Origin of the sequence: Enterococcus sp. C102(2024) (assembly GCF_040888205.1) — a bacterium.
Classification (GTDB): Bacteria; Bacillota; Bacilli; order Lactobacillales; family Enterococcaceae; genus Enterococcus; species Enterococcus faecalis.
The window spans coordinates 506,847-519,659 of record NZ_JBFOHH010000001.1; the positions used below are offsets into that span (position 1 = coordinate 506,847).

Below are 12,813 nucleotides of genomic sequence, written 5' to 3' on the forward strand. Positions count from 1 at the left end.
ATGAGGAGAGAATATAATGATCGTAATTATGAAAGAAAATGCAACCGAAAAGCAAATGAAACAAGTCATTGATTTAGTAACAGGTGCAGGCTTAACTACTCAAACAAGTCAAGATAATGGAAAAACAGTGATAGGCTTGATTGGCGATACAGAAAAATTAGTTGAAGCAGAGTTAACAGCATTAGAAGGCGTGGAAAAAAGTGTTCGCATTTCGTTGTCTTACAAACTAACGAGTCGTTTATTTCATCCAGAGAATACAGTGGTTGATGTGAACGGTGTTAAAATCGGTGACGGCAGTCTGACCATGATGGCGGGCCCTTGTTCAATCGAAAGTTTAGATCAGATTCGTGAATGTGCGCGAATTGCTAAAGCTGGCGGTGCAACAATTTTACGAGGTGGTGCATTCAAACCTAGAACGTCGCCATACGCTTTCCAAGGACTAGAAGAAGAAGGACTAAAATACATTCGCCAAGCGGCTGATGAATTAGATATGCAAGTCATTACAGAAGTGATGGATGAAGCGAATTTGGAACTTGTCGCAAAATACAGTGACATTTTACAAATCGGTGCGCGCAACATGCAAAATTTCAAGTTATTACAAGCGGTTGGTAAAACTGGAAAACCTATCGGCTTAAAACGCGGGATTGCTGGTACGATTGATGAATGGCTAAACGCAGCTGAATACATTGCTGCGCAAGGGAATTTCAATGTGATCTTCATTGAACGTGGGATTCGTACGTACGAAACTGCTACGCGCAATACACTTGATTTAAGTGCGGTACCTTTAATTAAAAAATTAAGTCATTTTCCAATTATTGTTGATCCGAGTCATGGTGTTGGTATATGGGATTTAGTACCGCCAATGGCCCGAGCAGGTGTTGCTTCAGGTGCGGATGGCTTGATTGTAGAAATTCACCCAGATCCAGCGAATGCGTGGTCAGATGGGCCACAATCCTTGAATGAAAAAACTTACCTACGTATGATGAAAGAAGTTCATATCATCGAAAAAGCAATGAAAGAAATTAATGCTTTAGAAGATTAGTAAAGACAGAGGAGTAGAGGACATGAAATTAACCGTAACGTTACCTACACATTCATATGATTTAACCATCGAAACAGGTGCCTTAGATAAAATTGGCACCTGGGTACGTAGCCTGTGGCAGCCACAACGGGTAGCGATTATTACCGATGAAACGGTGAATAAATTATATGGCGCAGCTGTTGAGAAAGAATTGCAAGCTGCTGGTTTTGAAACATCATTGATTGCTGTAGCGGCAGGTGAACAAAGTAAGAGCCTCGAAACAGCTCAACTGCTTTATGATTTTTTAGCGGAACAGCAATTGACTCGAAGTGATGGTCTAATTGCTTTAGGTGGAGGCGTTGTGGGAGATCTAGCTGGATTTGTCGCTTCAACCTATATGCGCGGCATTCACTTTTTGCAAGTACCAACAACCTTACTGGCACAAGTAGATAGTAGCATTGGAGGTAAAACAGCGGTTAATACTAAAAAAGCCAAAAATCTTGTCGGTACTTTTGCCCAACCAGATGGGGTTTTAATTGATCCTAATACACTTAAAACATTAGAACCTAGACGTGTGCGTGAAGGAATTGCAGAAATTGTAAAATCAGCAGCTATCGCTGATGTTGAATTGTGGCACCGTTTATCCTCTTTGGAAAATGAACAAGATTTAGTGGTACATGCAGAAGAAATTATCACGGCCTGTTGCAAGATTAAACGTGATGTCGTCGAAGAAGATGAATTAGATTTGGGCTTACGTTTGATTCTGAATTTTGGGCATACGATCGGCCACGCATTAGAAAATACAGCTGGTTACGGGGTGATTGCTCACGGTGAAGGCGTTTCTTTAGGAATGATTCAAATAACTCAAGTCGCAGAACAACGAGGGCTTTCCCCACTTGGGACTACCCAAGAGTTGGTCACCATGCTAGAAAAGTTTCATTTACCAGTAACAACAGATCGTTGGTCAGAAGAACGTCTCTATCAAGCAATTACACATGATAAAAAAACACGTGGGGGACAGATTAAAATCATTGTCTTAGAAAAAATTGGTCAAGCGAAAATTGTCTCTTTACCAACGGAAGAAATTCGAGCATTTTTAAACAGAGAAGGAGGAATTTAAGATGCGCTTTATTACAGCAGGCGAATCACATGGACCTGAATTAACTGCTATTATTGAAGGCTTACCAGCCGGTCTGCCTTTAAGTAGCGAAGAGATTAACCGAGAATTAGCAAGACGTCAAGGCGGTTACGGTCGTGGGGGACGGATGAAAATTGAAAAAGACCAAGTACGTATTACTTCGGGCATTCGGCATGGTAAAACACTTGGCTCACCAGTAACGTTGATTGTCGAAAACAAAGACTGGAAAAATTGGACCTCCGTGATGTCAGTAGAGCCAGTTCCTGAAAAACAAAAGAAAATCCGCCGCGTCAGCAAACCACGTCCAGGACATGCTGATTTAGTCGGTGGCATGAAATATCAACATGATGATTTACGGAATGTTTTAGAACGGTCTTCGGCACGAGAAACAACGATGCGTGTGGCGATTGGTGCGGTTGCTAAAAAACTTTTAGCTGAACTGGATATCCAAGTCGCTGGGCATGTCGCGGTATTAGGCGGGATTGAAGCTGCGATTCCTGAAAATTTAACGATTCGTGAAATTCAAGAACGATCTGAACAATCTGCCGTTCGCGTATTAGATCCTTCCGTAGAAGAAAAAATGAAAGAACTAATTGACCAAACCAAGAAAAATGGCGATACAATTGGTGGGGTAGTAGAAGTACTTGTGGGCGGCGTTCCAGCTGGTTTAGGTAGCTATGTTCAATGGGATCGTAAACTAGATGCCAAAATTGCGCAAGCTGTTGTAAGCATCAATGCTTTTAAAGGTGCTGAGTTTGGCATTGGATTTGAAATGGCGCAACGCCCTGGTAGTCAAGTGATGGACGAGATTGTTTGGGACGAAAGTACAGGTTATACCAGAACTTCCAACAATTTAGGCGGTTTTGAAGGAGGAATGACCAACGGAATGCCAATCATCGTTCGTGGTGTCATGAAACCTATTCCAACCCTTTATAAACCATTACAAAGCGTGAATATTGATACAAAAGAGCCTTATAAGGCCAGCGTTGAGCGCTCTGATAGCACGGCGGTACCGGCCGCTAGCGTTGTTTGTGAAGCCGTTGTTGCAACGGAAGTAGCGAAGGCTATGCTCGAAAAATTTGATAGTGACTCATTTGAACAAATGAAAGAAGCAGTGAAACGTTATCGTCTATATACTCAAAACTTTTAATGGAAGAAAGTCGCAAGTATATGGAGGGAAAAAATGAAGAAACGTATTTTAATCGTAGGATTAGGGCTAATCGGGAGTTCACTGGCTTTGTGTATCAAAAAAGGGCATCCCAACAGTGAGATTATCGGTTTCGATAATCAAGCGGCTACAACTGGATTTGCTAAGAAAACGGGTCTAATTGACGAGGTAGCTGAAACTTTAACAAGTGGGGCAAGACGAGCAGAGATTATTTTTCTTTGTTCCCCAGTTAAAGCAACTTTAGTACAACTAGAAGAATTAAACCAATTATCACTAGAAACTGCTCTGATCACAGATGTGGGTAGTACCAAGGTGGAAATTAATCAGTTAGCAACAAAGCTTAACATGAAAAATTTTATTGGTGGTCATCCAATGGCTGGTTCACATAAATCCGGCGTAACAGCCGCTGATGAACGTTTGTTTGAAAATGCCTACTATATTTTTACCGATGACCATGGCGAAAAAAGCAAACAGATTCAGGAGTTACAAACGTTACTAAAAGGAACGCATGCGAAGTTTATTACGATGCCTGCACAGGAACATGATGAAATTACTGGTGCTCTAAGTCACTTGCCACATATTGTTGCCGCAGCTTTAGTGAACGAAAGTCAGCAACTGAATACCACTTACCCTAGAGCACAGCAGCTAGCGGCTGGAGGATTTAGAGATATTACTCGAATTGCTTCCTCTGATGCAACGATGTGGACGGATATTTTATTAAGCAATCGCTTAGTATTATTGGACTTACTAGAAAATTGGCAAAAAGAGATGACTACTGTTTGCCAATGGTTAACAGAAAAAAATGCCCCAGCTATTCGTAATTTTTTTGATAAGGCCAAAGAAACACGTGCTCAGTTGCCCATTCATAAAGAAGGCGCAATCCCCGCTTTCTATGATCTGTTTGTTGATGTACCAGATCAACCAGGAATCATTGCTGAAATTACGCAAATTTTAGGCGAAGCGGACCTTTCTCTTACAAATATTAAAATTTTAGAAACGAGAGAAGAAATCTATGGGATTCTTCAATTGTCTTTTAAAAATCAATCAGACTGCCAAGCTGCAAAACAAATTTTATCTAAAAAAACGAACTATACGTGTTACGAAAAATAAGAGGTGATGAGGGTGCAACTACGTACAAATGTGAAACATTTACAAGGGACTCTGATGGTTCCTAGCGACAAATCGATTTCCCATAGAAGTATTATGTTTGGAGCGATTTCTTCTGGAAAAACGACGATTACAAATTTTCTAAGAGGCGAAGATTGTTTAAGTACCTTAGCGGCGTTTCGTTCTTTAGGTGTGAACATTGAAGATGACGGGACGACAATCACCGTTGAGGGGCAAGGATTTGCAGGCTTAAAAAAGGCGAAGAATACAATTGATGTTGGAAATTCAGGGACAACAATTCGTCTAATGCTGGGCATTTTAGCTGGCTGTCCCTTTGAAACGCGCCTAGCTGGTGATGCGTCTATTGCCAAACGACCGATGAATCGTGTGATGCTTCCTTTAAACCAAATGGGAGCGGAATGTCAAGGGGTTCAGCAAACAGAGTTTCCGCCAATTTCTATTCGCGGAACTCAAAATTTGCAACCGATTGACTACACAATGCCTGTTGCGAGTGCTCAAGTGAAATCGGCTATTTTATTCGCCGCTTTGCAAGCCGAGGGCACTTCTGTAGTGGTTGAGAAAGAAAAGACACGTGATCATACAGAAGAGATGATTCGACAATTTGGTGGGACACTTGAAGTAGACGGTAAAAAAATTATGTTAACTGGACCGCAACAATTAACAGGTCAAAATGTGGTAGTTCCTGGCGATATCTCTTCTGCGGCTTTCTTTTTAGTTGCGGGTTTAGTAGTCCCAGATAGCGAGATACTTCTGAAAAATGTTGGCTTAAATCAAACGCGGACAGGTATTTTAGATGTGATTAAAAACATGGGCGGTTCCGTCACTATTTTAAATGAAGATGAGGCCAATCATTCTGGCGATTTACTTGTAAAAACGAGTCAATTAACAGCTACAGAGATTGGTGGCGCTATTATCCCACGTTTAATTGATGAGTTACCGATTATTGCTTTGTTAGCTACTCAGGCTACTGGCACGACAATCATTCGAGATGCAGAAGAATTGAAAGTCAAAGAAACCAATCGGATTGATGCAGTAGCGAAAGAATTAACAATTTTAGGCGCCGACATCACGCCTACTGATGATGGCTTAATTATACATGGACCAACTTCTTTACATGGTGGAAGAGTTACCAGTTATGGGGATCATCGTATCGGGATGATGTTACAAATTGCTGCATTACTTGTAAAAGAAGGCGCTGTTGAATTAGATAAGGCTGAAGCAGTTTCAGTTTCTTATCCAGCATTTTTTGACGACTTAGAACGTTTAAGTTGTTAACGAAGGAGGATAACGAACCATGGAAAGCATTGTTTTAATTGGTTTCATGGGTGCGGGTAAAACAACTATCGGCCAAAGTTTGGCCAATAAACTAAAGATGCCTCATCTTGATTTAGATACAGCGTTAATTGAAAAAATAGGACGCTCAATTCCTGACTATTTCGAAAAATATGGTGAAGCAGCTTTCCGAGAACAGGAAACCCAACTTTTAAAGGAGCTGTCAAAAAATACAGCCGTCCTTTCAACTGGGGGCGGGATTGTTGTCGGACCAGAAAATCGTAGCTTATTAAAATCTTTTCAGCAAGTGATTTATTTACATGCGACACCAGAAGAGCTGTTAAAAAGAATCGCAGAAGATACTGAAAACCAACGCCCCTTAGCTATAGAACGTTCTTCAAAAGAAATCATTACTTTATTTGAGTCTCGTAAAAATTTTTATGAAGAATGTGCGAAGATGACAATTGATACGACCAATCGCTCACCAGAAGAAATTATCAATGAAATTCTGCAACAATTAAAGGAGTAGAGAAACGATGAAAGTTGGTTATTTAGGTCCGATTGGTTCCTTTACGTACAGTGCAACGTTGGCTGCTTTTCCTGATGCTACATTGATGCCGTACGCATCGATTCCAGCTTGCTTGAAAGCAATTGAACAGCAAGAAGTGGCATGCAGCATTATTCCAATAGAAAACACGATTGAAGGAACTGTTAACGCATCGATAGATTATTTGTATCATCAAGCGCAGTTACCTGTCCAAGCAGAGTTAGTTTTACCGATTCAACAACAATTAATGGTGGCAAAAGAGAATCAATCGATCTGGCAACAAAGTCAGAAAATTTTATCACATCCGCAAGCATTAGCTCAATCGCAGATGTTTCTAGCGAAAAACTTTCCAGAAGCGATTTTAGAAGCAACGCCTTCAACAGCTTACGCCGCCAAATACATTGCAGAACATCCAGAATTACCTTTTGCAGCTATTGCACCAAAACTTTCTGCGGAAATGTATGATTTGACCATTGTTGAAAAAAATATACAAGATTTATCGGTAAATCAAACCCGATTTTGGGTTCTTGGTTCTGAAAATTTAGCGATTTCTTTCCCGCTATCTGAGAAAAAAATAACGCTGGCGATTACGATGCCAAGTAATGTTCCTGGCTCTTTACACAAAGCATTAAGCGTATTCAGTTGGCGAGGGATTAATCTTAGCAAAATAGAATCGCGGCCGTTGAAAACAAAGCTAGGAGAGTACTTCTTTTTAATGGACTTAGTGAAAGATCAACCAGAAAAATTAATTGAAGCAGCTTTAACAGAACTGGAACTGATTGGCGCAGAAATAAAAATTTTAGGGGATTACCCGATCTATGTTTTGTCCACACTTTAAAGAGTTAAAAATGAAAATGAAGCTTACTTATTAGATAAAGTGAGTTTCATTTTTTATTAAATTACATATTTGTAATAGGAATTTCCTGCGAAATGAGGTATCCTAAGAAAGGTGATAAAACACAGAGGTAAAGGAGTGACACGATGAGTCGTGTAGATCGTTATAAACATATTCATGAAAAATCGAGACCAGCAGAGCATAAAAAGACCTTTAATCCCCGAAAATCAATGGGTGAACATAGAGAAGAAGAACCAGAAGAACTAGCTGAAAGCCGTCAAGAGTCAGTTTACGAAGACAGCTATACTGAGGACAGTCGCAGAAGTGAGAGGCGACATCAAACAGATTCAGGTGGTGGCAACGGTTCTGACCAACCACCCCGCGGAAAAAAAGACAAGAAACCAAAAAAGAAACGTAAAAAATCAAAAACAAAACGCTTTTTCAAATGGCTAGTGATCCTATTGATTCTGTTATTTGCCTATAGTACAGTCATGTTTTTAAAAGGAAAATCTGCAGCAGAACATGATGACTCGTTGCCTCAAGAAAAAGTAGAAACATTTAATGGTGTCAAAAGTAGCAACGGGGCTAAGAATATTTTAATTCTTGGCAGCGATACACGTGGGGAAGATGCTGGACGAGCCGACACAATAATGGTTCTCCAACTAAATGGACCATCAAAAAAACCGAAATTAATTTCATTTATGCGTGATACATTCGTGGACATTCCTGGTGTCGGGCCGAATAAAATTAATGCCGCATACGCTTATGGCGGTGCTGAATTGGTTCGTGAAACGTTAAAACAAAACTTTAATTTAGATACGAAATATTATGCTAAGGTAGATTTCCAATCATTTGAAAAAATTGTTGACTCTATGTTTCCAAAAGGTGTCAAAATCGATGCAGAAAAATCACTGAATTTAGATGGCGTTGATATTGAAAAAGGGCAACAGGTCATGGATGGACATGTCTTACTTCAATACGCTCGCTTTAGGATGGATGAAGAAGGCGACTTTGGTCGGGTTCGTCGCCAACAACAAGTTATGTCAGCTGTAATGAGCCAAATGAAAAACCCAATGACTTTATTAAGAACCCCAGAATCACTTGGGAAATTAGTCGGCTATATGTCGACAGATGTGCCTGTTAGTTTCATGTTAACGAATGGACCATCATTGTTGATTAAAGGAAAAGCAGGGGTTGAGTCATTATCGGTTCCGGTACCAGATTCTTGGAATTTTGGTGAATCCTCTTATGCAGGCAGTATTTTAGAAGTAGATGAACAAAAAAATGCTGACGCCATCGAAAAATTCCTGAACGAATAAGGAAAGCATTTTAAAATATCCTTTTTTATGCTATATTAGAAACAACGTGGAAAATTAGTGAAACGAGGTTACAAAATGAAAATTGCTATTGTGACAGATAGTACAGCTTATTTACCCGAGCGCATTAAAGATCATCCGAATCTTTTTGTAATTCCCATCCCAGTCATTTTAGATGGAAAAATATACAACGAAGGCATTGACATTGAAGCAGATGAATATTATGCATTGCTAAATAATAGTAAAGAATTTCCGACGACTTCACAACCTGCTTTAGGAGAAGTGTTAGAGCTTTACAAATCAATCGCTGAACAAGGGTACGACACCATCATCAGCATTCATCTTTCTTCAGGAATCTCTGGTTTTGTTCATACATTGCACGGACTTACTGATGAAATCCCAGGCGTTGCTTTGTATCCATATGACTCAAAAATTACAAGTATGCCAATGGGACACATGGTAGAAGCTGCTTTAGATTTAACAGAAGAAAAAGCCAGCTTAGAAGAAATTTTTGCCAAATTAGATTTAATTCGTGATAATACGTATGCATATCTAATTGTAGAAGATCTGAACAACTTAGTTCGTGGCGGTCGCTTAACGAATGGCGCAGCCTTGATCGCTGGGCTATTGAAGATTAAACCTATCTTGACTTTTGAAGATGGAAAGATTGTATTATTTGAAAAAATCCGTTCAACAAAGAAAGCTTTTGCTCGTGCAGAAAAGATTATTGGTGAACGAAACGCAGGGATTGAAGCGCCAGTTAAACTGTACGTGATTCATGCCAATAACCGCATCGTTGCTGAAAAAGAACAAGCAAAATTACAAAAGCTATACCCAAATGCAGAAATTGAAATCGGTCATTTTGGTCCAGTTATCGGGACCCATCTAGGGGAAAAAGCAATTGGTTTAGCGATTTCAGCACAATAATAAAAGATGAGACAAAAGTAAACTACTTCTGTCTCATTTTTTATTCTATTATTTTATCGTTCGCTGGTGTTACTCAGCCGAATACTTTTTGTTTATAAGAAAATGTAAAATTACTCCTTTTTATTAGAAAATATCTTGCAAATTAAGCAATTCCTTACGAAGTAATGTATACTAAGGAAGAGGAGGCGGTTAAATGAAAAGAAATATAGCCTTGTTGCAAAGCGAAAAAATGAAAAAAGTTCAAGCTTTAGCAAACTACTACCAAGAATCAATTGACTTACCGCCTGGAAAAAACCGTGAGGCGGTTATCAAAAAGATTAACGAATCAAAAAAAGAAATTAAAGAAATAAATGATATATTAACAGATATTCAAAAGAAAAAGAAATAAAGGAGTCGTTTGTGATTATCGATGGATTTACGTTATTGCTATTTTTATTTGTCGTCGTTATGTATGGTTACTTTTACTTCGTACGTAAAAGTATTGTAATTCCGGCTGCAAAACATCCTACAACAAAATATTTAGTTGCTTTTTTTAGTTTAATGATTCTGGCCAATGCATTTTCGGCAGGAGATAAAATTGAAATGATTCGAAGTGTGTTATATATTTTGATTATCTTCAGTTTTCTTTACGATGCAAGAGGTTTTGCGGAGGACTGTATTATTACGCATCCTTTTGACAATCGGGGCACGGCCTTTAAAGATATCGAAAAGATTGTCCTTGTTCAAAAGCCGAACGGTATTCGTTTAGGGTATTTAAAAAAAGGCAGAAGAGGGGTGGTTTTACGCTTTTCTGCGCCACTAGAAGAAATGGTTCTTTTTCTTTCAACACGGATGAATGAAGAGGCAGAAATTGATATTATTGTTAATGAAGATTAACCATGTTCAGCTCCTAGAAATCAGCTTTTCCCGCGTTAAGTTTTGTCTGAATTTCTTTTGAAAAAAAGAAAGCAATTTTGCTTGTACTTTTGGTAAAATTTGTTATAATTAGTCAGATTAAATTTTGGAAGGAAGTTGTTTCGGTGAGTGAAGAATTTGAAAAGTGTGTCGCTGACTTGAAAAAGAAATATCAAGCAATCCCTGAAGAAAAACGACAACACTTTGCAGAACGTATGCAAAAGAAAAATTTCTTACGCTACAAAAAAATTGAATTAATTAAAGGAGAACTTCTTCGTTTAGAAGCACGACGCGCTCAATTGGAACTTTGCGAACGCAGTTCTGAGTTAGAAGAAGTCGAAAAGAAAATTATTCTTAAAAAGAAAAAATTACTTAAATGTTTTGATCGGTAAGTCAATAAAAATTTAATATAGAAGGGAATGATAGGATGGAATTTACCTTTCTAATCATTGTTTTTGCACTGTCTATTACCTTCTCAAACATATTCAACCGGATTGTTCCCGTCATTCCGCTGCCAATTGTGCAAATTATTGTAGGCGTTCTAATTGGTTTAACTAAAATGGGGCAGGAAATTGAATTTGAGCCTGAAGTGTTTTTAGTAATGATTATTGCACCGCTTTTATTTAGAGAAGGGGAGCTAATCAATCTGAAAGCAATGATGAAAAATTTCGGGATGATTCTTTTCTTGGCCTTTTTTGGTGTGTTAATTACCTTAGTCGGAGTCGGCTGGACCCTGCATATGATTTTGCCTACTTTACCATTAGCCGCTTGCTTCGCTTTTGGAGCGGCTCTAGGGCCAACGGATGCGGTGGCGGTAGGTTCGTTATCAGGTCGAATTGACATTCCTGAACGTTCGATGAACATTTTATCTGGTGAAGGACTCATTAATGATGCATCAGGCGTTACAGCCTTTCAATTTGCATTAGCGGCTTTATTAACGGGGTCATTTTCGCCGGTGGAAGCGGCAGGGACCTTGGTTATTTCCAGTATTGGTGGAGCGGTAGTCGGAATCGTGTTAGTTCTATTAAAACAGCAAATTGTTCATTTACTTGAAACTGCAGTGGCAAAAGATGTTACAGGCTACTTGTTGATTGAATTACTCTTGCCATTTATTGCTTATTTAATTTCAGAGTTGATTGGCGTTTCTGGAATTATTGCTGCTGTGATTGCTGGAATTATGCAAGCGTCTAGTTTGAAAAAAGTTTCGCTTTTTGAAGCAGAGCTGTCAAATGTTGGCGAAAGTATTTGGAGTATGATTGAGTTCACTTTAAATGCCTTAGTTTTCTTATTCTTAGGAATTGAACTTTCTCAAGTGTTTTCGCCAATTTGGATTGACCAACAATATTCAAACTGGTTCCTACTAATGGTTGTTCTAATTATTAGCGCCGTTGTCTTTTTGATTCGTTTCTTAGCCATTTTCAGTGTTTACACGCTTCAACATGGCCTTAAGAAAGTTAAAAACGCAATGAATGAAATGCTGATTTTAACTTTTGGCGGTGTTAAAGGAACAGTGAGTTTAGCCACCATCTTTATTTTGCCAACAGCGATTAACGGCGAGCATTTTAAAGAACGACCGTTATTACTATTCATTACGGCTTGTGTTATTTTGGTGACTCTGATTGGCGGGATTCTAGTTTTACCATTTTTAACTGATTCAGAGACGGAAGTGGAAAATGAAGAGTCAGTCGAAATTGATTTATTACGTGATGTCATTGATGTCTTAAAACAGCAAAATGAAGAGAATCCTCGTGGTGAAATGAATGCGGTCATTGAAAATTATCAAGATCGTTTAAAAGAATTGTATACCGAGCAGCTAAGTGCAGAACGAAAACAAGAAGTGCAAGAGTTGCGGACGTTAATTGTGTCCATTGAACGAGACGGCTTAGAAGAAAGTCTGAAACAAGGAGAAATTAGTGTCAGAAGTTATCGTATGTATCAACGCTTGATTACACGGATGCAACGGTCGATTGCCAAACAATTATTATCGATTGTAGGCTTTTGGTTATTATTTGCTCGACAAATCATTTCGATTCTTTTACATCCTAAGCTATTTTTCAATCGTGGTGAAGCTTCTGAAGAAGAAAAAGAATTACGAAATGAAGAACTAGAAAATATTCGCCAAGTTTTTCTAAGAAATTCTCAAGTTATTCTGAAGAGTTTAGATAATTTGCGCGGTGTCTATGATGATGATTTAATTGATTTCTTCATTGACGGACGCTTGGATTTAGCCCATAAGTTTGAAAAAGGCGAATTTATTGATTCGTATATTGTTCATACGGAGACAGACTATGTCAAAGACCTATTATTAGGCTTCCAAGAAGAACGACGGATGATTGATCATTACGAACAATCTGAACGCATTTCAATTATCGAAGCGAACGAATTACGAAAAAATGTCAATTTATTAGAGAGTTATTCGATTAGCGGCGAAGTGAATAACGTTCCGCTGAAACGATTTGTTAAAAATTTTAATAAAGAATAAGTAATAGTGTATGAGATGAAACCAAGACGATTTTTATCTCATGCACTTTTTTTATAATCCAATTTTTGATACAATAAGCAAGACC

13 protein-coding genes are annotated in these 12,813 nt (G+C 38.6%); all 13 read left to right on the forward strand.

Translation table 11 applies throughout. The annotated features are described in order from the left end of the window. The first annotated feature begins 16 nt into the window (after positions 1-16). The 13 genes from aroF (at position 17) to AB3I34_RS02575 (ending at position 12,728) form a co-directional block, all read left to right on the forward strand. Positions 17-1,042, forward strand: coding sequence for a 3-deoxy-7-phosphoheptulonate synthase (aroF, locus tag AB3I34_RS02515; protein ID WP_010712454.1), 1,026 nt, complete (start codon positions 17-19; stop codon positions 1,040-1,042). A gap of 22 nt (positions 1,043-1,064) precedes the next feature. Then, positions 1,065-2,141 (forward strand): 3-dehydroquinate synthase, encoded by a 1,077-nt coding sequence (gene aroB / locus AB3I34_RS02520; protein WP_010712455.1) that lies wholly within the window; start codon positions 1,065-1,067, stop codon positions 2,139-2,141. A 1-nt stretch (position 2,142) separates the two neighbouring features. Continuing rightward, a complete protein-coding gene (gene aroC / locus AB3I34_RS02525; RefSeq protein WP_010712456.1) occupies positions 2,143-3,309 on the forward strand; it encodes a chorismate synthase in 1,167 nt (388 codons plus the stop codon). 33 nt (positions 3,310-3,342) lie between these two features. Continuing rightward, complete coding sequence (locus tag AB3I34_RS02530) at positions 3,343-4,437, forward strand: prephenate dehydrogenase (RefSeq protein ID WP_010712457.1); 1,095 nt, start codon at positions 3,343-3,345, stop codon at positions 4,435-4,437. 6 nt (positions 4,438-4,443) lie between these two features. Next, a complete protein-coding gene (gene aroA, locus AB3I34_RS02535) occupies positions 4,444-5,730 on the forward strand; it encodes a 3-phosphoshikimate 1-carboxyvinyltransferase (protein ID WP_025189379.1) in 1,287 nt (428 codons plus the stop codon). Between the two features lie 19 nt (positions 5,731-5,749). Continuing rightward, the gene (locus AB3I34_RS02540) at positions 5,750-6,256 is read left to right on the forward strand and encodes a shikimate kinase (protein ID WP_002360319.1); all 507 of its coding nucleotides are present in this window, start codon (positions 5,750-5,752) and stop codon (positions 6,254-6,256) included. A gap of 7 nt (positions 6,257-6,263) precedes the next feature. Further along, positions 6,264-7,112 carry a prephenate dehydratase gene (gene pheA / locus AB3I34_RS02545; RefSeq protein WP_081115663.1) on the forward strand — a complete coding sequence of 283 codons (849 nt, stop codon included), beginning with the start codon at positions 6,264-6,266 and terminating at the stop codon, positions 7,110-7,112. Positions 7,113-7,255: 143 nt separating this feature from the next. Next, positions 7,256-8,428: an LCP family protein gene (locus tag AB3I34_RS02550; RefSeq protein WP_085444240.1), complete on the forward strand. Its 1,173-nt coding sequence runs from the start codon at positions 7,256-7,258 to the stop codon at positions 8,426-8,428. 75 nt (positions 8,429-8,503) lie between these two features. Continuing rightward, complete coding sequence (locus AB3I34_RS02555) at positions 8,504-9,352, forward strand: DegV family protein (RefSeq protein WP_002382324.1); 849 nt, start codon at positions 8,504-8,506, stop codon at positions 9,350-9,352. A 193-nt stretch (positions 9,353-9,545) separates the two neighbouring features. Further along, on the forward strand, positions 9,546-9,740 hold the full coding sequence (locus tag AB3I34_RS02560; RefSeq protein WP_002357574.1) for a hypothetical protein: 195 nt from the start codon (positions 9,546-9,548) through the stop codon (positions 9,738-9,740). An 11-nt stretch (positions 9,741-9,751) separates the two neighbouring features. Next, positions 9,752-10,228: a hypothetical protein gene (locus tag AB3I34_RS02565; RefSeq protein WP_002369392.1), complete on the forward strand. Its 477-nt coding sequence runs from the start codon at positions 9,752-9,754 to the stop codon at positions 10,226-10,228. Positions 10,229-10,305: 77 nt separating this feature from the next. Continuing rightward, the gene (locus AB3I34_RS02570; RefSeq protein WP_002357572.1) at positions 10,306-10,638 is read left to right on the forward strand and encodes an ACP phosphodiesterase; all 333 of its coding nucleotides are present in this window, start codon (positions 10,306-10,308) and stop codon (positions 10,636-10,638) included. 35 nt (positions 10,639-10,673) lie between these two features. After that, positions 10,674-12,728, forward strand: coding sequence for a sodium:proton antiporter (locus tag AB3I34_RS02575; protein ID WP_002360309.1), 2,055 nt, complete (start codon positions 10,674-10,676; stop codon positions 12,726-12,728). Positions 12,729-12,813 lie beyond the last annotated feature (85 nt).